Origin of the sequence: Polynucleobacter sp. JS-Fieb-80-E5 (assembly GCF_018882015.1) — a bacterium.
GTDB lineage: Bacteria > Pseudomonadota > Gammaproteobacteria > Burkholderiales > Burkholderiaceae > Polynucleobacter.
The window spans coordinates 227035-250641 of sequence record NZ_JACVPH010000001.1; the positions used below are offsets into that span (position 1 = coordinate 227035).

The following is a 23607-nucleotide window of genomic DNA, read 5'->3' on the forward strand; positions in this document are numbered from 1 at the left end:
GATATGACACAAACCAATATCACTTGGATTGAAGGTGCTGTTGTAGAGAATGAGGTGCACATGACCATTGTTGAACTCTCTCATGCCTCACGCACACCTGAAGATCTCATCATGACCTGGGTATCCGAAGGTGTTTTAAGTCCAGCCGGCTCTTCACCTCAGAATTGGCGCTTTAGTGGCGACTCTTTGCGAAGAGCAAAAACCGCGGCACACCTCACCCATGATCTCGAGTTGAATGTGCCTGGGGTTGCCTTAGCACTAGACTTGCTTGATGAAATCGCCCAGTTGCGCGCTCGTTTACCTCGCGACTAGGCTATAGCACTAAGACTCTGAACGACTCAATAACTGCTCCCAGCGTTGTAGCTTTTGATCTAAGTCAGCAGTGATTTCACTCAAGCGCGCTTGCATGCTCGCTGCCAACTCAGGTTCATTTTTATAGAGATCGGGATTGCTCATGGCAATACCAATGTCGGCCTGCTCAGTTTCCAATGTCTCGATCTGTAATGGCAAAACTTCCAGTTCTTGGCGCTCTTTGCCATTGAGCTTCTGAACTCCACTCTTAGCTACAGGCTTAACTTCTGTCTTAGCTTCTGTCTTAGCTTCTACCTTTGCCTCTGCTTTGACCTCAAGCTTATCTACAGATTTTGTGTTGGCATTGGCAGTGGCAGCACGAATTTTGTCTGAGCGCGCTTTCTGGATTTTCCAATCCTCATAACCCCCTTCGTACTCACGCCAGAAGCCATCACCCTCGTTGGCAATAATGCTAGTGACGACGTTATCTAGGAAGTAACGATCATGACTGACCAAGAAAACCGTGCCCTTATAGTCTTGCAAGAGTTGCTCAAGCAAATCTAAAGTATCAATATCTAAATCGTTAGTAGGTTCATCCAAGACCAAGACGTTTGCAGGCCGCGCAAATAGGCGTGCTAGTAATAAACGATTACGCTCACCACCCGATAAAGTACTTACTGGGGAATTGGTTCTCTCAGGAGCAAATAAGAAATCGCTCAGGTAACTCTTAACGTGCTTTTTATTGCCATTGATTTCAATCCACTCACTACCTGGGCTAATGTAATCTTCCAGCGAAGCATTCAGATCCAAACCTTCGCGCATTTGATCAAAGTAAGCGACCTCAATACGTGTACCCATAGTTGCGGTACCAGAGTCTGGCGCAATAGTTCCCAAAATCAATTTCAGCAAAGTTGTTTTGCCTGCGCCATTAGGACCCAGTAAACCAACCTTATCACCGCGCAAAATCGTTGCCGTGAAATCTTGCACAATCGGACGATCATAGGTTTTGCTAACGTTTTGAAGATCAGCCACAATCTTGCCGCTTCGATCTCCAGCAGAAACAGCCAACTTCACCTGCCCCATCGCATCTCTGCGTTCGGCACGGCTACTCCGTAATTTTTCTAAACGGGCAATTCGGGCAACGCTTCGAGTGCGGCGTGCCTCAACCCCTTTACGAATCCAGACCTCTTCTTGCGCCAATAATTTATCGGCACGAGCATTAGCCAAAGATTCAGAATTCAGTTCTTGTTCTTTTAAAACTTCATATTGTGTAAAGTTACCAGGGTAGCTACGGAGGATGCCGCGATCGAGCTCAACAATCTGGGTGCAGACGTTATCCAAGAAGGCGCGATCATGGGTAATCAAAATGACTGAGCCTTGATACTCTTTGAGCAATTCCTCTAACCATGCAATCGAATCCAAATCCAAATGGTTGGTTGGCTCATCAAGTAGCAGCACGTCAGGCATCTCAACTAAAGCACGCGCTAAGGCAACCCGTTTCTTAGTGCCGCCAGAAAGTGTATTGATTTTGAGATCAGCCTCTAAGTGCAAACGATCTAATGTTTCATAAACACGTTGCTCCCAATTCCAACCGCTCAAAGCCTCTAATTGCGACTGCACTTCGTCAAGACGATCATGGGAAGCATCATCCCATTCACCAACGCTAAGAGCCTCGTATTCCTCGCGCAAGGCCTTAGCTTGAGCAACGCCTTTCGATACCGCCTCGAAGACAGTCTCTTCAGCCTCAAATATAGGCTCTTGAGGAACATAAGCAGTTCTGAGGCCTTGCTGATATTGCAACAGGCCATCATCCATTTTTTCTATACCGGCCAATATCTTCAACAAAGAAGATTTACCAGTGCCATTGCGGCCAATTAAGCCAACACGTTCACCAGATTCCAGTGAGAAAGCGGTGTTTGCGAGGAGGTCAACGTGGCCAAAAGCCAGTTTTGCATCAGTGAGTACGATTAAAGCCATGCCGACATTATCGTCATTTCCTCAAAAGAGGAGATATTTCTGCTCATTTCGGGAAGACTTCTCCTTCCTTGCAGGCCATGCGGGACTTGGTAGGTTGGACTAGTCAAAAAATAGAGCCCCTAAGGGGCTCTATCTTAAGACCTAAGAACTAAATTCTTAGAACTTGTAAGTCACACCAACAGCTGGCATCCATGGATTCAATGTCAACTTGCCAGATGCGCCGGCAAGCGCTCCGCTACCAGTTACATTGGTATTCATAGTTGCATATTTCACATTAACGTTTAAACCCCAATTTTTATCCAGCATGTAATCCATGCCAACTTGACCAACAAAACCAACGCTTGACTGATCAACTTGAACCTGATTTCCGAGCGCAGGGAAATTTTGACGATTTCCAAAGATGGTGTAATTGATACCAGCGCCAACATAAGGTTTAAAAGCACCTAAATCAGTAAAGTGGTACTGAGCTAAAAGTGATGGCGGCAAAGCTGTAATCTTACCGGCGTTGGCACTACCTGGGCCATAAGTAATATTCACCTGCTGCGGCCATGTCAACACCAATTCAGCAGCAATATTTTTTGTGAAAAAGTAAGAAACATCAAACTCAGGAATAACTTGATTTTTAGCTTTTACGTTTGCGGCTTAAACCAAGCCAGACTGTCCATTTTGCCAAAGCAGATCCACCGCACGGACACGCAACATCCATGGATTTTCTTCTGCTTGAGCTTGAGCCGCGATTGGGGCTAAGGATGCTACAGCAGCCATTGCTGCTATGAGTGTCTTAATACGCATGATGGTTTCCCTTTTTCTTATCAATTTCGATGAAATCATTTTCGAATTGATGAAGGGAGTGCAATTTGATGTAAATCAAATTGACTGAGGCTGGAGATTTTTTATTGGTTAAAAAGCAACAGAGTTTTTGGGCTTATTTGATCTAGATCAAATTACCTCAGACTTACCCTTACAGAACCTTGGAATAGGTCCCTTTGGCTCGAGATTCTCTGAGGTGCCGATCAAAAGTCATGGCTACCCGTCTAGCAAGTAGACGACCTTTGGTGGGAACTAAAATACTTTCACCCTCCCAGTTGAGGAGACCAGCCTCCTCTAGACTCTTGAGTTCTTCTATTTCCGTCTTAAAGTAATTTGAGAATTCAATTTGATGTGATGTCGCAAAAGCTTTGGTGTCTAAGGCAAATTGGCACATCAACTCACCAATTAACTCACGGCGCATCAGATCGTCTTCATCAAGACGCAAACCTCGGAGCACCGGTAAGTGACCAGTATCTAATGCCTCGTAATATTCATCCAAAGTGCGCACATTCTGAGAGTAGCAATCATCCACTTTACCAATTGAAGAAATTCCAAATGCTAGAAGATCGCATTCTGCCTGAGTGGAGTAGCCTTGGAAATTGCGATGCAACTTACCTTTTCGTTGGGCAATAGCTAATTCATCATCTGGTTTAGCGAAATGGTCCATGCCAATAAAAACATATCCTGCCTCACCTAAGCGTGCAATAGTATTGGAGAGAATATCCAGCTTATCTGCTGCCGCAGGCAAGTCAGCTTCAGCAATACGGCGTTGCGGCTTAAAGATATGTGGCAAGTGTGCGTAGTTATAGACAGAAAGACGATCGGGATTCATAGCCAATACCGCATCAACCGTTTCCTTGAAAGTCTCTGGCGTTTGCTTTGGTAGGCCATAGATCAAGTCAACGCTTCTGGATTTAAACCCATACTTTCTAGACCAATCCATAACTGCCTGTGTCTCTTCAATCGTTTGTACGCGATGAACAGCCTCTTGAACTGCCAAGTTGAAATCCTGCACACCCAAGCTAATGCGGTTAAAGCCCAGATGAGCCAAGAGTGCAATATCTTGCTCAGTAACGCGGCGCGGATCAATCTCAATCGAATACTCACCGCCAGGTAGTAACTCAAAATGCTCGCGAGTGTACTGCATTAACTCTGTCATTTCTTCATGCGATAGAAAAGTGGGGGTACCACCACCCCAGTGCAATTGTGTAACGGGAATCTTTTTCTGAGCACCCATGGCCTTAGTCACTATGGCCATTTCTTTAGCGAGATATTTGATGTATTTGGCGCTACGCCCATGATCCTTGGTGATGATCTTGTTGCAGCCACAGTAATAACAAATATTGGGGCAAAACGGTAAATGGAAATATAAGGACAGTGGCTCATTAGCTTTGGCCACCCGCTCCAGCGCTCCTAAATAGTCAGCCTCAGAAAAATCCCCATGAAATCGATCAGCACTGGGATAGGACGTATAGCGCGGCCCATTGATATCAAACCTTTTCAACAGCTCTGGATGAAAAAGTACTTCTTTTTCTTCGACTGATGAATGAGTTGCTACGGGGTTCATAGGATTCTTATGTGGTGTTTACTTTGACAGATAGTCTAACGCCACTGCTTCTGCTACTTTAATCCCATCAACTCCTGCAGACAAGATTCCACCCGCGTAACCGGCGCCCTCACCTGCTGGGTAAAGGCCTTTGATATTTAGGCTTTGATAGTTTGCGCCTCGAGTAATTCGCAAAGGGGAGGAAGTGCGCGTCTCTACGCCGGTTAAGACAGCATCTTTCATAGAGAAGCCTTTAATTTGCTTCTCAAAAGCAGGAATCGCTTCACGAATCGCCTCAATGGCATAAGCAGGCAAGCTTTCTGCCAGATCCGTTAAATGAACACCCGGCTTATACGACGGCATCACACTACCAAACTGAGTGGAAGCCTTCCCTTCTAAAAAATCGCCAATCAGCTGACCCGGCGCTTCATAAGTTCTACCACCTAATTCAAAAGCCTTTGATTCAATAGCACGCTGAAACTCAATGCCTGCTAATGGGCCGCCTGGGTAATCTTCTGGCGTAATGCCAACAACGATGCCCGCATTGGCATTTCGTTCGTTACGAGAATATTGGCTCATGCCATTGGTTACAACTCGATTCGGCTCGGAGGTAGCAGCGACTACTGTGCCACCAGGGCACATGCAAAAACTATAGACAGAACGACCATTTTTGGCGTGATGGACTAATTTGTAATCTGCCGCACCAATTAACTCATTGCCCGCATGAGGACCAAGGCGTGCTTTATCGATCAGTGACTGTGGGTGCTCAATCCGAAAGCCAACAGAAAAGGGTTTAGCTTCCATGAAGACGCCAGCATGATGCAAGGCTTCAAAGGTATCCCGTGCACTATGCCCTAAAGCCAAGATGACATGGTTGGCAGGTAGATCTGCCTGCCCCTCAATCTTGACCCCGGTAATTTGCTCATTCTCAATATCAAAGCCAATCACCTTTTGCGAGAACCGAATCTCACCGCCTAAGTCAATAATTTCTTGACGCATCTTCTCTACCACGCCAACTAGGCGAAAGGTGCCGATATGTGGCTTAGCTACATAGGTAATTTCTGCGGGAGCGCCGGCTTTCACAAACTCATGAATGACCTTGCGTCCATAAAACTTAGGATCCTTGATCTGGCTATATAACTTACCATCTGAAAACGTACCAGCCCCGCCCTCTCCAAATTGCACATTGGATTCTGGATTTAAAACATTCTTACGCCACAAGCCCCAGGTATCTTGAGTGCGTTCACGAACTTTTTTGCCACGCTCAAGAACGATAGGCTTAAATCCCATTTGCGCTAACACTAGAGCAGCAAAAATACCGCATGGGCCAAATCCAATGACTACTGGGCGCAGTGCTTTTCCAGAGTCTATAGTTTCAGGGGCTTTTGCTACAAAGTGGTAGCTCGTATCCGGGGATGGTCTTACATGAATATCACCAGAAAACTGCTTCAGAAGAAGATCTTCATGCTTTGCAGATAAGTCAACCGTATAGATAAAAGAGAGGGCGACGTTCTTTCGAGCATCGTAACTACGCTTAAAGACCTCAAATCGTATTAAGTCTTTAGCGTCTAAATTGAGGCGCTTCAATATCGCCTTCTCCAGAGCTTCTGGAGCATGGTCAATTGGCAGACGTAATTCAGTAATACGGATCATGGGTTTTACGGCACACAGTAATTTGAGGCATTTCCAGGCTCATCAGGAGCCCTAAGCCAAATAATACTGGTTATAAGCTCACTCAGGCCAGGAGTTAGTTCATAAAGGCGATAATAGGTCATGGCTCTACGCGCAACTATCCACAAAGCCGACCTTCATGTCGCAGATTCTGACCGCCACTACTATGGCAGCCATTCATTAACTATTGCTAAGCACCCTTCTGAGACTGAGCAGCGGATGATGATCCGCATCATTGCCTTTGCATTGCAGGCAAATGAGGATCTAGTGTTTACAAAGGGTTTGAGTGATACCGACGAACCCGATCTGTGGATTAAAGATCTTACCGATGCAATCAAGTTATGGATTGAAATCGGCCAACCAGACGAGCGTCGTATTCTGAAAGCCTGTGGTCGTGCTGATCAAGTGATTGTCTATTGCTATGGCGGACATACCAGCAAAATCTGGTGGGATGGTATTGCCAACAAACTCAATCGTGCTCGCAATTTACAAATAGTCTCTATTCCAGCAGAACAAGCGGAAGAGCTGAACAAGTTGGTTGAGCGCAGCATGGTGATCCATGTCAATGTGCAAGATGGCGAAGCATATGTTTCCTCCGATAAAGGTCAGGTCACCATTACCCCAGAGATTTGGCGCAACAATCAATAGGCGTTATAAATGAAGGTAGTAGTTTTTGATACCAACGCATTGCTAGATCTTTTTGTCTTCAATGACTTTAGAGCACTTCATTTAAAACAAGCATTGATTGAAGGCAAAATAGATGCCCTAGCAACTCCAATCACTTTAGAAGAATTTACTGATGTGATTGCTCGCCCCCTGTTTTCGCTTGATGAAGTGCAACAAGAGCAAATTCGCGAGCAATGGCATGGTTTAACAAGAATCATGGATGATAAAAACTTGGTCAAAGCGCCCTGGATATGCCAAGACCCAGATGATCAAGTCTTTTTAGATCTTGCTTACACCGCAAAGCCCTGCATCTTAATCAGCAAAGACAATGCAGTGCTGCGATTTGCGAATCAGGCTGCAAAAGAACAAGTATTGATTACCGCAGATTACAACGCAGCGATCTTATAGGCTTTGCGCGGCCTGTGCGGCAATCTCAAAAGATCTGAGACGAGCCTGATGATCGAAAATTTGCCCAGTCAAGATGATTTCGTTTGCGCCAGTAAGATCCAACCAACGACGCATCCCCTTCTTTACTGTCTCTAGCGAACCCACTACTGAAACCTGCAAGGTATGATCTGCAGCTGCTCGTTCATGAGGCTCACAAAATTCATTTATGTCAGCAATTGGGGGCGGTAATTGTCCGCGAGTATTGCGCCGCATTCTGACAACATTTTGTTGCAGAGTAGTAAATAGATGTTGAGCTTCTTCATCGGTATCCGCAGCAACTACATTCATCACAAATGCTGCATACGGTTTAGCTTGCTGAGCTGATGGCTTAAAGAGCTCAAGATAAATCTTCATTGCCTCTAAAAGCTGCTCTGGCGCAAAGTGAGAAGCGAAGGCATAAGGTAAGCCAAAGTGAGCGGCTAATTGAGCTCCATACAAACTAGAACCTAAAATCCAGATCGGAACATTGCTATCGATTCCTGGTATCGCCTTTACAGATTGCCCTTCTTGTAACGGGCCAAAATAATGCTGTAACTCACGGACATCCTGCGGAAAGCGATCATCACTGCCCAATAAGTCCCTACGCAATGCCCTAGCAGTCATTTGATCGGTACCGGGTGCACGGCCCAAGCCAAGCTCAATTCTTCCTGGGTATAAAGCTTCTAGGGTGCCAAATTGCTCAGCAATCACTAAGGGAGCATGATTTGGCAACATGACGCCACCAGAGCCCACTCGGATATGGGAGGTGCCAGCAGCAATATAGCCAATCAAGACTGCAGTTGCAGAGCTCGCATTGCCCGTCATATTGTGATGCTCTGCTACCCAATAGCGGGTATAGCCCCATTTTTCGGCATGCCTTGCCACATCCAAAGAGTTACGAAGTGCATCGGCAGCAGTAAAACCCTGAGGAATCGGAGATATATCTAGAATGGAGTATGGGATGGAATTTGCCATCGCTAGATCATACCGAGAAAGTGCATTGTTGACATGATTAAACCCAAAATGGCCGATCCTGACGATGGCCTCTTTAAGCCAGGCAGTAAATTGCGACACATTAAGACTGGTGGATTTTATAAGGTTGTCTTCTTGGCTAATGTAGAAGCAAATCTGGAGCCAGCTTATGTTTACGAATCCATGCAATCGCATGATTTTTGGATTAGACCTAAAGCAGAAATGGAAGATGGGCGCTTTGAGCTTATCTCAGAATAGAAAGTAAGTTATGTCAGAAGAACGCATCACTAATCTAGAAATCAAATTGAGCTTCACGGAAGACTTAATTGAGAAACTCAATGAGACAATCTACAAACAGCAACAGCAAATCGAATTTCTGTATCGCGAGTTAAAGGCAATCAAAGAGCAAGCCGGCAGTGGCGGCGGAGGCGGGAGTTCTAAAGATGAAATCCCCCCACACTATTAATCAGCTGCTAATATAGTCATTAGGCATAAACCCCTTACAACATAAGCAAAGGAATATCCATGAGCAACTTAACTTTATTTCTAGTCCAGTGGGGCCTGACTTCTTTATCTCTTTGGGTTGCCAGCTATATCTTTAGTGGCTTGCGCTTTGCAGATGGTGGCTCACTATTAATCGCTGCCCTACTCTTGGGATTTGCCAATGCCATCGTCAAGCCTTTGCTCATTCTTTTCACGCTGCCATTAACAGTAGTAACCATGGGCCTCTTCTTGCTCGTGATTAATGCCTTGGTATTGATGCTGGTTTCTACAGTGGTGAGTGGCTTTACGATCTCCAGCTTCTGGACAGCGTTCTTTGCCAGCATCTTTATTTCTTTATTTAGCCTCTTTGTCAGCGGCTTAGTTTTTTAAGAAGCTGATTTACGAGCTTAGCTAGGCTTACTTGCTAGCAGGATAGATGTCCGACCAAGAGTGCAGTGCTGTTTTACATGGCTGCGACTTGGTCGCCAATGATTTAGCATTCTCCGCCGCGATACTTATGCCGCCGGTTAAGAAGCCTAACCCAATAGAGACGGCGCTATTCACCACTCCTGCCTTATTCACTCCAGTTTGCGGGTTTTGTAATGTTCCCTCAATCTTTACAAGTCCGGCCAGATCCAAGCCCGTTGTAAGGCCTGATTTTTCTCTTGGATTAATACTGATATTGAGAGCCTCGTTGGCAAGATTGATTGTGCCCGCTAAGGTGATATCAAGACGGTCCGTCTCAATGCCAACTGAATTCTGAATATTTACCATCCCGCTATTGATGGGTAAGTAGGCAACAGCACAATTCAAAGTAGTTTGATTGGATTTCTTATACATCGGATTGATTGCATCTATTACAGTGATGACAAAGTCCCCGCCTTTATTGATGAACTTCGAATCTAATTTACTTTGACCCACTGAAACCTGAATAGCCCCATTAGCTCGACTAACCATTTGATGTGGGCTCACACCACTTCCCTGTAAGTTCCAGGCCACTTTTGTATCACCACCAGAAACTCTAGCGCTTGAATCGGTGACGGCAATAATCTGCTCTAAGGCAAAGTCTTTAGCAATACCCTTCACAGAAATCTTAGGCGCAGGGCTCGTGAACTGATTAATGGACAGCTGTGCTTGGGCACTTCCCTTACCTACATTAAAGCTGATATCACTCGCATCAATCCTATCTTTCTGAAATTGAAGTGTCGTTTTAAAGTTCGTAAATGGCGCCTGATGCGGAATCCCAAGCTCAGCAATATTGATATTAATAAGGCCATCAGCCAAAGGCAAAAGATCAAACGGCAATGCGTCATCGGTGAATAAATACTTTCCTTGGGCCTTATGTGTAGATGCTTGGGAAGTTTTTCCAGCTGATCCAGCAATAACAACAGAACCCGCTAAGGGTGCTAAATCAAAGGACTTTGAGTTGAGATTGATATTGAATTTTGGCAATAGATCTGGCTTTTTATCGATCTCGCCCGAAATTGCAAGCGACTTACCGTTTAAAGTCAAAACTAAATCGAGATCTAGGTTTACTGGAGATTGATTCCAAGCGAAGTAAGCATTACGCAGTGAAGTTGTTTTGCCTTTTAGGTTCAATGTGTAATTAGTGCGCTGCACATCTACCAGAATCGTAGACTTCCCATCGCTAGCATCTAAAGAAAGTTTAGGAATACTAATCGGGCTGGCTGCTTTTTGTCCGTCTTGATAATTGATACGGGCATCTACGACATCAAGAGTTTTAATGGAGACAAGGGCATTACTAGAAGAATCGCTAGTTGCAGACTGTGTTGGCAAACCACTGGCAACTATCGTAGGCGGAGTGAGATTCCAATTACCCTCCCCAGCCTTATTGGTTTGTAAGTTTGCTTCTAGTCCCCTGATACCGATTCTGCTGATTTCAACGCTACCTTTCAGAAGCGGAAGTATCCTAATATCTAACTCAATGTTCTTGAATATGAACATGTCAGGAATGCTTGCCCATGAGGCATTGCTCAGAGACACCTGTTCTGCTTTTACGCTAATTGATGGGAAAAGGCTCAGACTGACTGGACCGGTGATTTTCAACTCACGCCCAGTAGCCTCTTTTACCGAAGAACTCAGGAGCTTGGTTACCTGGGCAGGATTTACAAAAGAGGACGCGTACCATGCGCCCAAACCCATTATGGCAAGACAGCCTAACAAAGCAATAAGAGAAATCTTCAGGGTTTTATTCACTTACCCATTCTAAATCGAGTACTAGATGAGGGCCAAGACTCATTACCCCTAGACTAAAATGAAGTGATGAGCACAGATAATCTACCGAAGTGTCCTGCCTGCCAGGAAGATATGACCTACCCCGATGGGGAAAATTATGTTTGCGCCCAGTGTGGCCATGAATGGCCTATGGCTGCTGCTGCAGAAGAGTCTGAGGCTGGGCTCATTGTGAAAGATGCCAATAGCAATCTTCTAGCAGATGGCGACACAGTCACCCTCATCAAAGACCTCAAGGTCAAAGGCTCTTCCACTACCCTGAAGGTGGGCACCAAGATTAAAGGGATTCGCCTGGTATCAGGTGATCATGAAGTCGACTGCAAAACAGAAGCGGGCAATATGCTACTCAAGGCCTGCTTCCTGAAAAAAGCCTAGGAGCATTTTGCCTCTAGGCTTTTCCAAATCAATGCTTGCTTATTTGCTTAGCTAGTTGCTTAGCTAGTTACTTGCCTTCTTTAAGACGGCATAAATCTGGTCTTTTAAAAGGAGCTTTTCCTTTTTCAAGGTCTCGATTTCTTCTGGAGTACTCGGCTCTGAATGGGACTCCATTCTTTGGATCTTTTGATCTAAATTGTTGTGCTTATCAAATAAATGCGAGAAATGACGATCTGTCGTTTTCAGCTTGGTAATGAGTTCGCGATATTCAGGAAACATAAGCCCTCTTGATATTTAGGTTGCACAAAACTTCACGCTTTTAGTGTAGCAACCCTCCATTCCAAGAACAATGCCTTCTGCCATCTATTTATTTCATCCCCTCCCTTGTATTCCGTGGGACAAACCCCATATAGGAAAGGGCAATTCCCGAGGGAATTTGCAGTAATATCAGAAAGTGCATCAAGCACGATAACTACCGAAAGAAGGGTAATAAACCATGGCTACAAAGAAGTCTCCAGCAAAAAAGAAAGTAGCTACCAAGGTGGTAAAAAAAGCCCCTGTTAAAAAAGCTGTCAAGAAAGTTACTGCCAAGAAAGTAGCAAGCAAAAAGACGGTCAAAAAGGTAGTGAAAAAACCAGCAGCCAAGAAAGTGGCCGCAAAGAAGCCTGCTGCCAAAAAAGTGGCACTTAAAAAATTAGTGGCAAAGAAACCTGCGGCCAAAAAGCCAGCAGCGAAGAAAGTTGCCAAGAAGACTGCAAAACCTGCTTCATCTAAATCACCTAAAGTAGACCAATATGGTCTTGAGCAAGATGATGAGTTTTACGGCCTGTATTTTGCAAAGTCTACTAACAAGGGATTGGTTGAAGTAAAGCCCTGCACCTTCTCGTTGATGTATTGGTGGAAAGGTTTGCTTGGCTACCCTGACATGATCGAGATCTCCAAAGGAAGCAATACTGCAATGTTGCAGTTTGAATCCACATTTGGTGGTGGCGATTCTGGTGAGACAGAGTTAACCGAAAAAGATGTGCTGGACATTGATCACATCATTGAAGTAGACGAAGAGGAAATGATGATCTCCCTCTACTCCTATGTGCCTATCCCAGTGCCCGAGAAATTGGTTGGGGCTTTGAGCCTAGCTGTTCTCAACATTAACCCAGAAACTCGCTATGGCAGCCTTGAAATCTGCCCAACCGAGAATGAAAATGGTGAAACTGAGCACTTCTTGCGTTACCGTGCTGCAACCTATTTGCGTGGCATCAAGTCTGGCAAAGTGGAAGCAATCGAAAGCATGGTTACCAACGGTTCTGAGTTCTTTGGTCTTGCTTTAGATGCGATGTGCGTCAACAAGTCGATTAAGAAGTGGTTGCTTAGCTAAGCACCAATGAATGGCGAATTAACTACTCGCCACTATCTGCAAAGATAGATATAAGTTAAGGGAAAACGGTCATTGACCGTTTTTCTGCTTTCTACAATCGTCGCAGTTCTCTTCCCCAGTTTTTTACACTCCTCGAGCGCCATTTCTTGCGCTTCATTTTCTTTTGCATCTTTGGGCGCATGAACCCCAACTGTGCCATCTGATTGCTTGTACACACCAAACTGACTAACTGGTGTTGAGCAGGCCGCTAACATCAGGCCTAGAAAAACCACTAAGTAATGACGTACCATTTTCAATACCGCCTAAAAGATGAGGGATAGATTGATTCTATCTTAGGGCACCAGAATTACTGAGCCGCCCTGCCCCCAGGCCTGTATTGATCCATCACCGCATCTAGGCTGTTATTGGTAATACTCGGATTTGCACGCTGGAGACAGCTTAAGAGAACTTGCTTATTGGCATGCTTCTGATTGGAACCCGGCAAAGAACCTTGGGGTGCGGGATTGACATCATTAAAGCAAGCTCTAAATTGGTCTGGCGTCACCCCAAGACCACGACTAATTTGGTCAACGGGTCGACGAGGATCATCACGCATCATGCCTCCTGGGCCACCTGGACCCCCTTGAGGTGTTCTGGGCATGCCCTGCTGCATTTCCTGGGGTGGCATCATTGAGGGTGGCATTTGAGCTAAAGCAAAACTAGAGAATTCTGCGATTACCAATAAATAAATGGGGAGCTTTGTCAAATCACAATCTCTTTCAGGTTGATACCCTAATAAATAAAAAAGCCAACCAGTCAAAGACTAGCTGGCTTTTATAAATCAACGGCAACTTAAGTAAGTTTTAGATTAATGCTCATATTAAGGGTTGTTTGGGGTGGTCACATTGCCCGAGCCAGAGCTCGTTACATGAACCGGAAGTAATGAATTGGGAAATAGCCCGGCAACCAAATTACCGACAATGGAACGTTTACCGTAACCAAAATAATTTCCTTGAACAGTATTATTAAATGCAGTGTCAGCAATAAGAACACCATCCCCTGTATTTCCGCTGATCACACTAGACATTGCAGTATATGAACTGGAAGGTGTATAGGCGATAACAGAGTTATTGTTACTTCCTCCGCCAATATAAATACCACCCAGTCCATTACCAAAAGCGGAAACCTGAGTAGTTCCAAGGCCAATTACAGAATTAAATACAGTATTGCTATTTGCAGTACCGACAATTTCAATGCCGTATCTTGCGTTGCCAGAGAAGGTGTTTTGCGGAATAACAGAATTGTTGTAACCGCCAATATAGTTTCCATGGGCAGTTCCCGCAATGTAAACCCCGCTACCGCCGTTACCAGCACCATTGGCGCCAGGGCCATTAGCAAGAGCGCCAGTACCTTCAGTATTCAAACCAACCACGTTAGGATCGACAGTAACACCAGATGCGTTTCCGGAAATCTCAATACCATGATGCATATTTCCAGAGAATACGTTAGTGCGAACTAAATTGTTACCGCCAGTAGAATCAATTGTGATCCCGTTTCCACCATTCGGAGCGGCACCCTGAAAGGCGTACAAGCCACCAAACGTATTGAAGGTGGTGAAGCCACTAGCAGTTCCTGAAACCTTAATACCATCAAGTGTATTGCCAGCTGACACGTTACCAAGCGGGATTACACCGCCAACCTGAACACCAGCAGAGCTACCGTCAACTAAGATGCCGTGGCCGCCATTTGGAACCATGGATGCATTGTTTGCACCAGCACCAAAGAAGTTAGCCTGAACCAAAATTGCATTGGAGTCTGCTACATGAAGGCCATTAGCACCATTACCGCTCAATACATTGTAATAAATGAATGGGTTGTCTTCAAAGGTGCAACCAATCAGTTGATTGTTATTCGCATTGCGAATTAATACACCATCCAAGGTGTTGCCCACAGCTGCTGTACCAACATTATTGGTACCGATAAAGTTGCCACTTAACACCGTTAACTCTGAACCACCATCAATTAAAACTCCGTTACGAGAATTTCCGGAAATCAGATTGCCTAAGGGCGGAGCAATAGAAACGATTGGAACTGTACCCTTGTTGCCCGTTGGATTATTAGTTTGCCCTGTAGCAGAATTGATATATGCAGTACCACCAATAGTGTTATCAACCGCATAATAAGTTACATAGATACCGTTGAATCCGTTAGCAATCTTTGCCGTTCCTGCTGGATTGGTACCAATTGCATTGGCTTGAATCTTGTTGCCTGCACTGCCATAGATCTGGATACCATTCTGCGTATTACCGGAAATCACATTAGAGTAAAGACCAGAGATACTGTTTGGGTTTGTACCAACAACGTTGTTAGTAGAAGAAGCGGAAATGTAAATGCCATCTTTTGCATTGCCAGCAGCTGCACCACTTAAGTTAAGGCCGATGTAGTTTCTTAATAAAACGATATTGCCCGCATTTAAGGTAACGCCATTTGAATTAGATCCAATGATTGACAAAGCATAAATTCCAGAGCCTGCAGAGCCACTATTAAAGGTAAAACCTGAGGCAACGTTATTGAAGTTCACCGCAACCAATGGCGCAGTAGTAGTATTACCAGCTACATAGCCAGGAGCAGTACCGCCATCAATTAATACTTTTTTTGTAATAGCAGGCAAATCGCTTGCAAGAGTGATTACACCGGCTACAGAAAAAGTAATGCCTGAATATTGGGAAGTTGATGCGCTATTAACTGCTGTAATCGCATCTCGCAGAGATCCGACACCAGAGTCGTTGGTATTACTCACAACGTAAAAGACGCTCGGGGTTGCGACAGCAGAACTACTGCCACTATCACTACCACCGCCGCAGGCAGCCAAACCAAGCATTACTAATGCCAAGAAGCCCAGGGAAATATAGCGCCAAAATTTGAGAGTGATAGAGGTAGGCATGCAGATGACGCTTTCTGTAAATAAGGAAATCTGATTCTACATTCTCCCTAGAGCTAATCCCCTCTATTGCGGCACAATTTTTAATATAAGACCCCTTTGGAGGCCCTAATCACATGTTTTAGGCCTGAAAGAACTTATCTCTTAGCCATAAAGCAACCGATACCAGCCCAATCATGATCGGCACCTCTACTAAGGGCCCAATCACTGCCGCAAAGGCTGCTCCAGAGTTAATTCCAAAGACGGCAATGGCTACTGCAATGGCTAACTCGAAGTTGTTGCTAGATGCTGTAAACGATAAAGTGCAGCAGCGCTTGTACTCAATACCCATTTTGATAGTGATCAAGAATGTCAGCAAGAACATCACCACAAAGAAGACTAGCAATGGAATTGCGATGGTAACCACATCCATTGGCAACTGAAGAATTAGCTTACCCTTCAAACTAAACATCACTACGATAGTAAAGAGCAAAGCAATTAAGGTGAGTTTGCCTATTCTGGGAACAAAAGTATTTTGATATGACTCTCTCGACACAAATTTGAGGGCAATGTATCTCGTCAAGAATCCTGCAACACAAGGAACGCCTAGATAGATAGCAACCGTCTTAGCGATCTCACCAATGGTGATATTGACGACGGATCCTGCAAAGCCAAAATATGGTGGCAAGACAGTTAAGAAAAAATAGGCGTATAGGCTAAAGAACAGCACTTGAAACACTGCGTTAAAAGCCACTAAGCCAGCTGCATATTCCGTAGAGCCTTTGGCAATATCGTTCCAGACAATCACCATGGCAATACAAGGCGCTATCCCAATCAAAATAAGACCTGCCATGTATTCAGGCTGATTGGGAACAAAGAGGATGGCCAAGAAGAACATCAAGATAGGCGCAACAATCCAATTGAGTAAGAATGCCAATCCAAAGATCTGCTTATCTCTAAAGACGTCAGGCAAGTCTTCGTACTTCACCTTAGCAAACGGTGGATACATCATCAGTATCAATCCAATGGCTATTGGGATATTGGTAGTGCCCGATTGAAAGGAATTAATGAACCCCTCTACTCCAGGAACAAAATATCCCAAGCCAATACCTGCTGCCATGGCAGCAAAGATCCAAACAGTGAGATATCGATCTAAAAAGGAAAGCTTGCTGGTAACTGTGCTCATGATTTAGTGTGAATTTCTTGAAGGCTAAGTGAATTGAGTCGATCTAAAGGCATATCTGCCAGAAGATCAATGCGTTTTTTTAAGCCAATCATGACCTCTTTAAATGCACGGCGTTTATCGTCATCCGATCCAGTCACTTGCGATGGATCTGGGAATCCCCAATGGGCGGTAGCCGGTTTACCCGGCCAAAATGGGCACACTTCGCCTGCCGCGTTATCACAAACCGTAATAATGAAATCCATCTTCGGGGCATCTTGCAAACCAAACTCATCCCATGACTTGGAGCGTAATTTAGATTCGTCGTAACCCATCTGCAAAGCCAACTCACGTGCAAATGGATTTACTGAAGTGCCTGGAGTGGATCCTGCTGAGTAGCCCACAAATTTGCCGCTGACATGAGTTGAAGCAAGAGCCTCCCCCAAAACGGACCGAGCAGAATTATGGGTACATAAGAAGAGAATATTGAATTGTTTCATTACAAATCCTTAATTAATTAACAGCAAGATTTTTTTGTGATGGATGCCACTAAAACCGTTGCCAAAGGTGTCGGCACACAACATGCATCTTCCCCGTCTTGGACGTTATTAAAAACAGGGATTGAGTCTAGGGTATGAAATGTTTCCCATGGAATACCTGCAGGATCATTTACCCAATACTTATCTGATTTTGCGTAACAACATGCGGTACCCATCTCCGCAATTACTCCCTCGTCAATCGTATCGAGTCGACCTTTCATCTCTTCGAGCTCAGCACCACTTTCCACCTGAATTCCTAAATGATTAATGCCCACAGGCGCCCCACGAGCTGATATAGCAAAATTTACCCTAGGATCCTCCAGCTGCCATTTGGCGTAATCGCTCTTTACAATAGTTGGCGCACAGCCAAACATCTTTGCGTAAAATGGAATTGAGGATGGAATATCAGCCACTGCCACATGAAGATGAAGTCTTTTCATTTACAAATTACCTTCTTTTTCTTTACTGCCTCACAAGAATTTCCACCGCAGCAGTTTTCTAGCAAGAACCCACTTAACTCTTGCACCAAGCTTGCATTAGGTCGATAGATGAGATTGCGGCTGTGACGCTCTACCGTCAATAACTCGGCGCTTACTAGTTCTTTGAGGTGAAAACTCAGTGTGGCGTTGGCAACCCCTAGTTTTTCAATAATCTCGCTAGGCGTTAATCCAGTATCACCACGCTGAACTATCAAGCGAAAAATATTCAAGCGGGTCTCTTGGCCTAGAGCCAGGAATGCTTTGATGGCATCAGTATTTTTCATATTTCCAATTATATCGAAATATATTTCTGAATTGTGACAAGCCAAGTCATTTAAATGACAGATTTGTGTCATATTTGCTTGAAAATAGAGAAAATTAAACGTAGGATTGATTCAAGATACGCCAATACAACGAAATGCCAATCAACCCAGGAATCAGCATGAGCCAAAAGAAATTAGTTAAGCAACTATTAAAAAAGCTTGATAAATTAGAATCAGACAGAGAAAAGCTCATCGATAAGCTTGGAAAAGCATTGGATAAGTTAGATAAAAAAGTAGCTAGCAAAAAAACTCCGGCTAAGAAAGCTGCCGCCAAAAAGACTCCGGTCAAGAAAGCTCCTGCTAAAAAGGCCCCCGCCAAGAAAGTCCCAGCTAAGAAAGCTCCTGCTAAAAAGGCGGCTGCAAAGAAAACCGCTCCTGCTAGCCCTGCTAATACAAACGAAGCAAGCTAATGGGGCAAAAAGGCAAAGATAAGCCAGAGGTATCTAGCTATGACGATCAACTTCGCTTGTTGCAAATTGAGTTAGTTAAGCTACAAAATAGCTTGATAAGTAAAGGTGATCAAATACTAGTCATTCTTGAGGGCCGCGATACGGCAGGCAAGGATGGCACTATTAAAGTGATCACCCAACACTTAAGCCCCAGGGAAACTCGCGTGGTTGCCCTCGGAAAACCATCCGATAGCGAGTCTGCGGAATGGTACTTTCAAAGGTATGTTGCCGAACTACCTAAAAAAGGTGAGATTGTTCTCTTCAATCGTAGTTGGTACAACCGTGCTGGCGTTGAGATGGTCATGAATTTCTGCACGAAGGCGCAATATACCAACTTCATGGGGACCGTAAATGAGTTTGAGTCCATTCTGGCTAGCTCAGGTATGACTATTCTTAAATATTATTTAGATATCTCTAAAACGGAACAAGCTCTTCGTCTTGCAGATAGGGCTAAAGATCCACTCAAGCAATGGAAGATTAGTCCGATTGATCAGCAAGCGCAGAAAAACTGGAATGCCTACAGCAAATGTAGAAATGACATGCTAGAAAAAACCAGCTCTAAAGATGCGCCCTGGATCATTGTGAAAGCGAACGATAAAAAAGTTGCTCATCTTAATATGATTGAGGATCTTCTTTCTAGAGTTTCATATCCAGGAAAAGATAAAGGCTTACTGAAGGCTGATAAGAATATCGTCTTCCAATGGGACGGCAAGCTATCTAAGCTCGAAGAATAAGTCCTTAGAAAACCTCGGGAACATACATCTCAGGTGGTACTGGGCCTCGTAGGTAATCCTGGTTATGAACGCGTTTTGGTAAAGTAATCTCTGGGTGATCAATCTCTTGATAGGGGATTTGACTCAGCAAATGCGAAATGCAGTTTAGGCGAGCCTTTTTCTTATCATTGGCAGCAACCACCCACCACGGCGCTTCAGGGATGTGTGTTCGCTCAAGCATGGTTTCTTTAGCCTTGGTATAGGCCTCCCAAAGCCTTCTAGCCTCTAGGTCCATTGGGCTTAACTTCCACTGCTTTAACGGGTCATGAATACGCATCATGAAGCGGTTGTATTGCTCTTCGTCAGAAATTGAAAACCAATATTTAATCAAGATAACGCCTGAACTAATCATCATGCGCTCAAGATCAGGAACTGTTCTTAGGAACTCTTCGTATTCATAATCCGTACAGAAACCCATCACCCTCTCAACGCCAGCTCGGTTGTACCAACTTCTGTCAAATAGAACAATCTCGCCGCCAGCAGGTAACTGGGAAATATATCGTTGAAAGTACCACTGTGTTTTCTCGCGCTCATTAGGCGCAGGTAAAGCAACTACCTTACAAACCCGAGGATTGAGTCGCTGTGTAATACGCTTAATCGCTCCGCCCTTACCTGCAGAATCACGACCTTCAAATAGGACTGCCACCTTCAGCTTGTTTGCTACAACCCAATCCTGAAGTTTGACTAGCTCTCCCTGGAGTCTAAAAAGCTCACGGAAGTAAACATTGCGTGGAATTTCGGAGCTTTCACTGCCATCAGCAGATAAACGATCGTCGTCGAGCTCCATCTCAAGCTCTTCGTCCATGCTATCAAGAATCTCCTCCTGAGCACGGCGATACCAGTCGGCCATTTCATTATGCTTCGATGTCATTGGTTTACGCTCCTAGACTAGATTTATAGCTAGAAATGATGACACATTTATTACATCAGGCGAGGATTGCCTTTTATATAAGCAGAGATAGCCTCCTGGCTATGTAATGCCAGCCACTTTCGGTCTCTCGATGTATCTGGGCTAGCTCCCGAGGGTGGCAAAAAGGTCAGCTCCACGATCAGGTTCCGATCCTTCAGGATCTTAGCCATGGACTCTAGCAGCCCCATATCCCCAATAAAGGCTGTCACATCACTTCTCTCGCCTGAAAGGGATGATCTATAGCTAATCGCCAAGGAATAGACTGGCACTTGAGCAATAACAGCCGATTCAAATAAATTAGGTTTGAATGGTAGGACGCCCTCGCCTATTGTGGAGGTGCCCTCTGGAAAAATGCAGACTGACTGGGTTTGAAGAACCTTAGCCACCTCGCTCGCAACCTGCTTTCCATGACGAGAGTTATCGCGCTTGATAAATACCGTGCCCAATTGTTTGGCCATCCATCCAAAAACGGGCCACCCCTCCACATCAGACTTTGCTACAAATCGAATTGGCTTAAAAGCATTAATCGCATGGATGTCCATCCAAGAGATATGGTTTGATGCGAGTAGATAAGGGGTGGTAGGAAGAATTTCTGGATTTCTGAGTCTTAAGTCAATACCAAAAATAGCTAGCAGTCTTTTTGACCACATCTGAATATGCGTATTTTTAGCCTCCTGAGTGGCAAATGGGAACTGAAAAGACAGGATCGCCAATCCAGCAATCACATGACACCACACCAAAACCCACGACCATACATAAGCCCAATATTGAAACGGGGGCTGTTTGGAGTGTGTATTCAGACTCATATGTTGTAGGAATATAAAACAAATTCAGAAATTGCTGCGTCGTCATAAAACTGTCTTGGAACTGTCATTCTAGTTTCATACTCAGTAGGCTTAATACTGTTTCATGATGCATTACAAAGCCATCTGGATTTCAGACGTACACCTAGGAACATCAGGGTGTCAGGCAGACTACCTTCTGGATTTCCTAAAGCACAACGAAGCGGATAAATTCTACCTAGTTGGCGACATTATTGATGGCTGGAGACTGAAGAAGTCTTTCTACTGGCCTCAATCACATAATGATGTAGTACAAAAACTCTTGCGTAAGGCACGTAAGGGGACCGAAGTCATCTATGTTCCCGGAAATCATGATGAAAGCGCCAGACAATTCTTTGGAATGTCTTTTGGTGATGTCAAAGTAGTTGAGGAAGTGATTCACACGACAGTTGATGGTAGAAAGCTATGGGTAACCCATGGCGATCAGTTTGATGGCGTAATGCAATACGCTAAGTGGCTTGCATACGTTGGTGACAACCTCTATTCACTCATTCTTTACATAAACCGTTATTTCAATATGGTCCGCGCCAAGATGGGCCTGCAATATTGGTCGCTATCGCAATACCTTAAACACCAAGTAAAGAACGCCGTCAGCTATATCGCAGACTTTGAACACATCATGGCCAGAGAAGCCCGCTTACGTGGTTGCGATGGCGTAGTTTGCGGCCATATTCATAAAGCAGAAATACGTGAGATTGATGGCTTGTTGTATTGCAACGATGGTGATTGGGTTGAAAGCCTTTCTGCCCTAGTTGAAACACAAACAGGCGAACTCAAAATTATTTACTGGACGCACATTAAGGGTGAACCAGTTGAAACTCCTCAGATTACTCTTCAACCTGCTATCGAATCACTCATAAAAGAGGCTGTGCTATGAAAATTATGATTATTACGGATGCATGGGATCCACAAGTAAACGGCGTTGTCCGCACCTTGAAACAAACTCGTGCCGAATTAATCGCAATGGGACATCAAGTAGAGATGATTACCCCCAATGGCTTTAAATCCATTCCTTGCCCAACCTATCCTGATATCGCCCTCTCACTCTTCCCAGGCAAAGAAGTAGCTCGTCGCATTAAAGAATTTGCGCCTGATGCAATGCATATTGCAACAGAAGGCCCACTAGGTTTATCTGCTCGCGCCTATGCAGTCAAAAATAGCCTGCCTTTTTCAACTGCTTATCACACCCGCTTCCCGGAATATGTCAAAGCGCGTACCGGCATTCCTTTAGCAATCACCTATGCCTTTATTCGCTGGTTTCATAAGCCGTCAATGGCTGTCATGGCTCCAACGATTATCGTTAAAAATGATCTAGAAGCTTATGGTCTTGATAACGTCGTGTTGTGGTCAAGAGGTGTTGATCTAGACATTTTCAAGATGCAGGAGTCCAAGGCCCTAAATACTGCACATCCCATCTTTTTATACGTTGGTAGAGTTGCTGTTGAGAAAAATATCAATGCCTTTTTAGAAATCGATTTGCCAGGTTCAAAGTGGGTAGTAGGGGACGGTCCAGCGATGGCTGGAATCAAAGAAAAATACCCAGAGGTGAATTATCTAGGCGTACTGCAGCAGCACGAATTAGCAAAAGTATATGCGGCAGCAGATGTATTTGTATTTCCTAGCAAGACGGATACATTTGGCTTGGTGTTGCTTGAAGCCATGGCATGCGGCACTCCAGTGGCAGCCTATCCAGTGACCGGTCCGATTGACGTACTGGGAAATTCTAATTCAGGTGCCATGAACGAAGATTTGCGTGAAGCTTGCCTGCAGGCTCTCAAAATTCCCCGCGAAGTAGCACGCGCACATGCAGAAAAATTCTCCTGGAGAGCTGCTTCTGAGCAATTTGCCAATCACCTAAAGCCAGTACCAACTACAGAAGTTCACGTAACAGCACTAGCCTAAAGAAAACCCAGCGTGAACTCTCCATATCACATAGATCAGAATCCCCATAAAGGCAATCGTGGCCTTGCCAGAGCATGGCATGCAGCCAAGAACTCTTGGTGTGGTTTGGTTTATGCATTTATGGAAGAGAGCGCCTTTAGACAAGAGCTGACTTTATTTGCTTTGCTAACACCAGCCGCCCTCTTGTTACCAATAACACTGCTAGAGAAATCATTACTAGTTTCTTCCTTGATGATGGTGCTTGTTATTGAACTATTGAATTCCAGCGTGGAAGCAGCAATCGATCGAATCTCATTCGAACACCATGACCTCTCCAAAAGGGCAAAAGATTTTGGTAGTGCTGCTGTCATGCTTGCTCTACTTGTAGCGGCTCTACTCTGGGCTGCAGTTTGCATCCCCTTGCTCCCATCATTTTAATTACCCACTAAGGCCAGCCATGTCTGACATCCCCAATCCAATAGGTTCATTTGAGATCTTTACCCCC

The 23607-nt window shown here is 44.7% G+C and carries 29 protein-coding genes and 1 pseudogene; 13 read left to right on the top strand and 17 right to left on the bottom strand.

What is annotated here, in order from left to right; genetic code table 11:
- The first annotated feature begins 3 nt into the window (after positions 1-3).
- Positions 4-312 carry a chaperone modulator CbpM gene (locus ICN44_RS00995; RefSeq protein ID WP_216262641.1) on the top strand — a complete coding sequence of 103 codons (309 nt, stop codon included), beginning with the start codon at positions 4-6 and terminating at the stop codon, positions 310-312.
- A 9-nt stretch (positions 313-321) separates the two neighbouring features.
- Here ICN44_RS00995 and ICN44_RS01000 read toward each other — a convergent pair whose 3' ends face one another.
- The 5 genes and pseudogenes from ICN44_RS01000 to ICN44_RS01015 all read right to left on the bottom strand — a co-directional run bounded on the left by ICN44_RS01000 (position 322) and on the right by ICN44_RS01015 (position 6277).
- A complete protein-coding gene (locus tag ICN44_RS01000; protein ID WP_216262132.1) occupies positions 322-2268 on the bottom strand; it encodes an ATP-binding cassette domain-containing protein in 1947 nt (648 codons plus the stop codon).
- Positions 2269-2424: 156 nt separating this feature from the next.
- Positions 2425-2895, bottom strand: a pseudogene (locus ICN44_RS01005) (OmpW family protein); the annotation flags it as partial.
- A 15-nt stretch (positions 2896-2910) separates the two neighbouring features.
- Positions 2911-3060: a hypothetical protein gene (locus ICN44_RS12305; protein ID WP_255537314.1), complete on the bottom strand. Its 150-nt coding sequence runs from the start codon at positions 3058-3060 to the stop codon at positions 2911-2913.
- A gap of 169 nt (positions 3061-3229) precedes the next feature.
- Entirely contained in the window at positions 3230-4645 is a 1416-nt protein-coding gene (gene hemN, locus ICN44_RS01010) for an oxygen-independent coproporphyrinogen III oxidase (protein ID WP_216262134.1), read from the bottom strand.
- A gap of 18 nt (positions 4646-4663) precedes the next feature.
- Positions 4664-6277, bottom strand: coding sequence for an NAD(P)/FAD-dependent oxidoreductase (locus tag ICN44_RS01015; RefSeq protein ID WP_216262136.1), 1614 nt, complete (start codon positions 6275-6277; stop codon positions 4664-4666).
- Between the two features lie 120 nt (positions 6278-6397).
- On the opposite strand from ICN44_RS01015, the gene ICN44_RS01020 reads away from it, so the two are divergent.
- The gene (locus tag ICN44_RS01020; RefSeq protein WP_216262139.1) at positions 6398-6943 is read left to right on the top strand and encodes a YaeQ family protein; all 546 of its coding nucleotides are present in this window, start codon (positions 6398-6400) and stop codon (positions 6941-6943) included.
- Between the two features lie 9 nt (positions 6944-6952).
- Complete coding sequence (locus ICN44_RS01025) at positions 6953-7369, top strand: putative toxin-antitoxin system toxin component, PIN family (protein WP_216262141.1); 417 nt, start codon at positions 6953-6955, stop codon at positions 7367-7369.
- Here the strand turns inward: ICN44_RS01025 and ICN44_RS01030 are convergent.
- Positions 7364-8362: an LLM class flavin-dependent oxidoreductase gene (locus tag ICN44_RS01030; RefSeq protein ID WP_216262143.1), complete on the bottom strand. Its 999-nt coding sequence runs from the start codon at positions 8360-8362 to the stop codon at positions 7364-7366. The genes ICN44_RS01025 and ICN44_RS01030 overlap by 6 nt on opposite strands.
- Before the next feature lie 33 nt (positions 8363-8395).
- Here ICN44_RS01030 and ICN44_RS01035 point away from each other — a divergent pair, with 33 nt between their 5' ends.
- The 3 genes from ICN44_RS01035 to ICN44_RS01045 are packed head-to-tail and all read left to right on the top strand — an operon-like array spanning position 8396 to position 9232.
- Complete coding sequence (locus ICN44_RS01035; protein ID WP_216262145.1) at positions 8396-8617, top strand: hypothetical protein; 222 nt, start codon at positions 8396-8398, stop codon at positions 8615-8617.
- Positions 8618-8627: 10 nt separating this feature from the next.
- Positions 8628-8825 (top strand): SlyX family protein, encoded by a 198-nt coding sequence (locus ICN44_RS01040; protein WP_216262147.1) that lies wholly within the window; start codon positions 8628-8630, stop codon positions 8823-8825.
- 59 nt (positions 8826-8884) lie between these two features.
- Entirely contained in the window at positions 8885-9232 is a 348-nt protein-coding gene (locus tag ICN44_RS01045; protein ID WP_216262149.1) for a phage holin family protein, read from the top strand.
- Between the two features lie 27 nt (positions 9233-9259).
- Here ICN44_RS01045 and ICN44_RS01050 read toward each other — a convergent pair whose 3' ends face one another.
- A complete protein-coding gene (locus ICN44_RS01050) occupies positions 9260-11059 on the bottom strand; it encodes an AsmA family protein (protein ID WP_216262151.1) in 1800 nt (599 codons plus the stop codon).
- Between the two features lie 66 nt (positions 11060-11125).
- Between ICN44_RS01050 and ICN44_RS01055 the strand changes: the two genes are divergently transcribed.
- On the top strand, positions 11126-11470 hold the full coding sequence (locus tag ICN44_RS01055; RefSeq protein WP_216262152.1) for a zinc ribbon domain-containing protein YjdM: 345 nt from the start codon (positions 11126-11128) through the stop codon (positions 11468-11470).
- Between the two features lie 63 nt (positions 11471-11533).
- On the opposite strand, the gene ICN44_RS01060 is transcribed toward ICN44_RS01055, so the two are convergent.
- On the bottom strand, positions 11534-11749 hold the full coding sequence (locus tag ICN44_RS01060) for a YdcH family protein (RefSeq protein WP_215320203.1): 216 nt from the start codon (positions 11747-11749) through the stop codon (positions 11534-11536).
- A gap of 217 nt (positions 11750-11966) precedes the next feature.
- Between ICN44_RS01060 and ICN44_RS01065 the strand changes: the two genes are divergently transcribed.
- Positions 11967-12845: a hypothetical protein gene (locus tag ICN44_RS01065; protein ID WP_216262154.1), complete on the top strand. Its 879-nt coding sequence runs from the start codon at positions 11967-11969 to the stop codon at positions 12843-12845.
- Between the two features lie 32 nt (positions 12846-12877).
- On the opposite strand, the gene ICN44_RS01070 is transcribed toward ICN44_RS01065, so the two are convergent.
- The 7 genes from ICN44_RS01070 to ICN44_RS01100 all read right to left on the bottom strand — a co-directional run bounded on the left by ICN44_RS01070 (position 12878) and on the right by ICN44_RS01100 (position 18208).
- On the bottom strand, positions 12878-13135 hold the full coding sequence (locus tag ICN44_RS01070) for a hypothetical protein (RefSeq protein ID WP_255537315.1): 258 nt from the start codon (positions 13133-13135) through the stop codon (positions 12878-12880).
- Between the two features lie 56 nt (positions 13136-13191).
- Complete coding sequence (locus ICN44_RS01075; RefSeq protein ID WP_216262158.1) at positions 13192-13590, bottom strand: hypothetical protein; 399 nt, start codon at positions 13588-13590, stop codon at positions 13192-13194.
- 114 nt (positions 13591-13704) lie between these two features.
- The gene (locus tag ICN44_RS01080; protein WP_216262160.1) at positions 13705-15768 is read right to left on the bottom strand and encodes a hypothetical protein; all 2064 of its coding nucleotides are present in this window, start codon (positions 15766-15768) and stop codon (positions 13705-13707) included.
- A 118-nt stretch (positions 15769-15886) separates the two neighbouring features.
- Positions 15887-16930 carry an ACR3 family arsenite efflux transporter gene (gene arsB / locus ICN44_RS01085; RefSeq protein WP_216262162.1) on the bottom strand — a complete coding sequence of 348 codons (1044 nt, stop codon included), beginning with the start codon at positions 16928-16930 and terminating at the stop codon, positions 15887-15889.
- Complete coding sequence (locus ICN44_RS01090) at positions 16927-17406, bottom strand: arsenate reductase ArsC (RefSeq protein ID WP_216262164.1); 480 nt, start codon at positions 17404-17406, stop codon at positions 16927-16929. The genes arsB and ICN44_RS01090 overlap by 4 nt, the downstream gene beginning before the upstream one ends.
- 17 nt (positions 17407-17423) lie before the next feature.
- On the bottom strand, positions 17424-17885 hold the full coding sequence (locus ICN44_RS01095; protein ID WP_216262165.1) for an ArsI/CadI family heavy metal resistance metalloenzyme: 462 nt from the start codon (positions 17883-17885) through the stop codon (positions 17424-17426).
- Entirely contained in the window at positions 17882-18208 is a 327-nt protein-coding gene (locus ICN44_RS01100) for a helix-turn-helix transcriptional regulator (RefSeq protein ID WP_216262167.1), read from the bottom strand. Before ICN44_RS01100 ends, ICN44_RS01095 begins: the two co-directional genes overlap by 4 nt.
- Before the next feature lie 158 nt (positions 18209-18366).
- On the opposite strand from ICN44_RS01100, the gene ICN44_RS01105 reads away from it, so the two are divergent.
- Together ICN44_RS01105 and ppk2 (ICN44_RS01110) are read left to right on the top strand one after the other, a co-directional pair.
- Positions 18367-18657, top strand: a complete 291-nt coding sequence (locus ICN44_RS01105; RefSeq protein ID WP_216262168.1) for a serine/threonine protein kinase — start codon at positions 18367-18369, stop codon at positions 18655-18657.
- The gene (gene ppk2 / locus ICN44_RS01110; RefSeq protein ID WP_216262170.1) at positions 18657-19430 is read left to right on the top strand and encodes a polyphosphate kinase 2; all 774 of its coding nucleotides are present in this window, start codon (positions 18657-18659) and stop codon (positions 19428-19430) included. Before ICN44_RS01105 ends, ppk2 (ICN44_RS01110) begins: the two co-directional genes overlap by 1 nt.
- 4 nt (positions 19431-19434) lie before the next feature.
- On the opposite strand, the gene ppk2 (ICN44_RS01115) is transcribed toward ppk2 (ICN44_RS01110), so the two are convergent.
- Positions 19435-20340 carry a polyphosphate kinase 2 gene (gene ppk2 / locus ICN44_RS01115; protein WP_216262172.1) on the bottom strand — a complete coding sequence of 302 codons (906 nt, stop codon included), beginning with the start codon at positions 20338-20340 and terminating at the stop codon, positions 19435-19437.
- A 50-nt stretch (positions 20341-20390) separates the two neighbouring features.
- On the bottom strand, positions 20391-21185 hold the full coding sequence (locus tag ICN44_RS01120; RefSeq protein WP_216262174.1) for a 1-acyl-sn-glycerol-3-phosphate acyltransferase: 795 nt from the start codon (positions 21183-21185) through the stop codon (positions 20391-20393).
- A 103-nt stretch (positions 21186-21288) separates the two neighbouring features.
- On the opposite strand from ICN44_RS01120, the gene ICN44_RS01125 reads away from it, so the two are divergent.
- Genes ICN44_RS01125 through ICN44_RS01135 form a run of 3 tightly spaced genes read left to right on the top strand, consistent with a single transcriptional unit; the run spans position 21289 to position 23540 of the window.
- A complete protein-coding gene (locus tag ICN44_RS01125; protein WP_370624847.1) occupies positions 21289-22098 on the top strand; it encodes a UDP-2,3-diacylglucosamine diphosphatase in 810 nt (269 codons plus the stop codon).
- A complete protein-coding gene (locus ICN44_RS01130; protein ID WP_216262175.1) occupies positions 22095-23123 on the top strand; it encodes a glycosyltransferase family 1 protein in 1029 nt (342 codons plus the stop codon). Before ICN44_RS01125 ends, ICN44_RS01130 begins: the two co-directional genes overlap by 4 nt.
- 12 nt (positions 23124-23135) lie before the next feature.
- Entirely contained in the window at positions 23136-23540 is a 405-nt protein-coding gene (locus ICN44_RS01135; RefSeq protein WP_216262176.1) for a diacylglycerol kinase, read from the top strand.
- Positions 23541-23607 lie beyond the last annotated feature (67 nt).

Bases quoted from the DNA above. Each gene is read 5' to 3' on its own strand.
- ICN44_RS01035 (WP_216262145.1), top strand. From the start codon at position 8,396: ATGATTAAACCCAAAATGGCCGATCCTGACGATGGCCTCTTTAAGCCA.
- ICN44_RS01130 (WP_216262175.1), top strand. From the start codon at position 22,095: ATGAAAATTATGATTATTACGGATGCATGGGATCCACAAGTAAACGGC.
- ICN44_RS01045 (WP_216262149.1), top strand. From the start codon at position 8,885: ATGAGCAACTTAACTTTATTTCTAGTCCAGTGGGGCCTGACTTCTTTA.
- arsB (WP_216262162.1), bottom strand. From the start codon at position 16,930: ATGAGCACAGTTACCAGCAAGCTTTCCTTTTTAGATCGATATCTCACT.
- hemN (WP_216262134.1), bottom strand. From the start codon at position 4,645: ATGAACCCCGTAGCAACTCATTCATCAGTCGAAGAAAAAGAAGTACTT.
- ICN44_RS01080 (WP_216262160.1), bottom strand. From the start codon at position 15,768: ATGCCTACCTCTATCACTCTCAAATTTTGGCGCTATATTTCCCTGGGC.
- ppk2 (WP_216262170.1), top strand. From the start codon at position 18,657: ATGGGGCAAAAAGGCAAAGATAAGCCAGAGGTATCTAGCTATGACGAT.
- ICN44_RS01030 (WP_216262143.1), bottom strand. From the start codon at position 8,362: ATGGCAAATTCCATCCCATACTCCATTCTAGATATATCTCCGATTCCT.
- ICN44_RS01095 (WP_216262165.1), bottom strand. From the start codon at position 17,885: ATGAAAAGACTTCATCTTCATGTGGCAGTGGCTGATATTCCATCCTCA.
- ICN44_RS01015 (WP_216262136.1), bottom strand. From the start codon at position 6,277: ATGATCCGTATTACTGAATTACGTCTGCCAATTGACCATGCTCCAGAA.
- ICN44_RS01105 (WP_216262168.1), top strand. From the start codon at position 18,367: ATGAGCCAAAAGAAATTAGTTAAGCAACTATTAAAAAAGCTTGATAAA.
- ICN44_RS01020 (WP_216262139.1), top strand. From the start codon at position 6,398: ATGGCTCTACGCGCAACTATCCACAAAGCCGACCTTCATGTCGCAGAT.
- ICN44_RS01070 (WP_255537315.1), bottom strand. From the start codon at position 13,135: ATGGTACGTCATTACTTAGTGGTTTTTCTAGGCCTGATGTTAGCGGCC.
- ppk2 (WP_216262172.1), bottom strand. From the start codon at position 20,340: ATGACATCGAAGCATAATGAAATGGCCGACTGGTATCGCCGTGCTCAG.
- ICN44_RS01100 (WP_216262167.1), bottom strand. From the start codon at position 18,208: ATGAAAAATACTGATGCCATCAAAGCATTCCTGGCTCTAGGCCAAGAG.
- ICN44_RS01040 (WP_216262147.1), top strand. From the start codon at position 8,628: ATGTCAGAAGAACGCATCACTAATCTAGAAATCAAATTGAGCTTCACG.
- ICN44_RS01090 (WP_216262164.1), bottom strand. From the start codon at position 17,406: ATGAAACAATTCAATATTCTCTTCTTATGTACCCATAATTCTGCTCGG.
- ICN44_RS01000 (WP_216262132.1), bottom strand. From the start codon at position 2,268: ATGGCTTTAATCGTACTCACTGATGCAAAACTGGCTTTTGGCCACGTT.
- ICN44_RS01065 (WP_216262154.1), top strand. From the start codon at position 11,967: ATGGCTACAAAGAAGTCTCCAGCAAAAAAGAAAGTAGCTACCAAGGTG.
- ICN44_RS01060 (WP_215320203.1), bottom strand. From the start codon at position 11,749: ATGTTTCCTGAATATCGCGAACTCATTACCAAGCTGAAAACGACAGAT.
- ICN44_RS01025 (WP_216262141.1), top strand. From the start codon at position 6,953: ATGAAGGTAGTAGTTTTTGATACCAACGCATTGCTAGATCTTTTTGTC.
- ICN44_RS00995 (WP_216262641.1), top strand. From the start codon at position 4: ATGACACAAACCAATATCACTTGGATTGAAGGTGCTGTTGTAGAGAAT.
- ICN44_RS01055 (WP_216262152.1), top strand. From the start codon at position 11,126: ATGAGCACAGATAATCTACCGAAGTGTCCTGCCTGCCAGGAAGATATG.
- ICN44_RS12305 (WP_255537314.1), bottom strand. From the start codon at position 3,060: ATGCGTATTAAGACACTCATAGCAGCAATGGCTGCTGTAGCATCCTTA.
- ICN44_RS01120 (WP_216262174.1), bottom strand. From the start codon at position 21,185: ATGAGTCTGAATACACACTCCAAACAGCCCCCGTTTCAATATTGGGCT.
- ICN44_RS01125 (WP_370624847.1), top strand. From the start codon at position 21,289: ATGATGCATTACAAAGCCATCTGGATTTCAGACGTACACCTAGGAACA.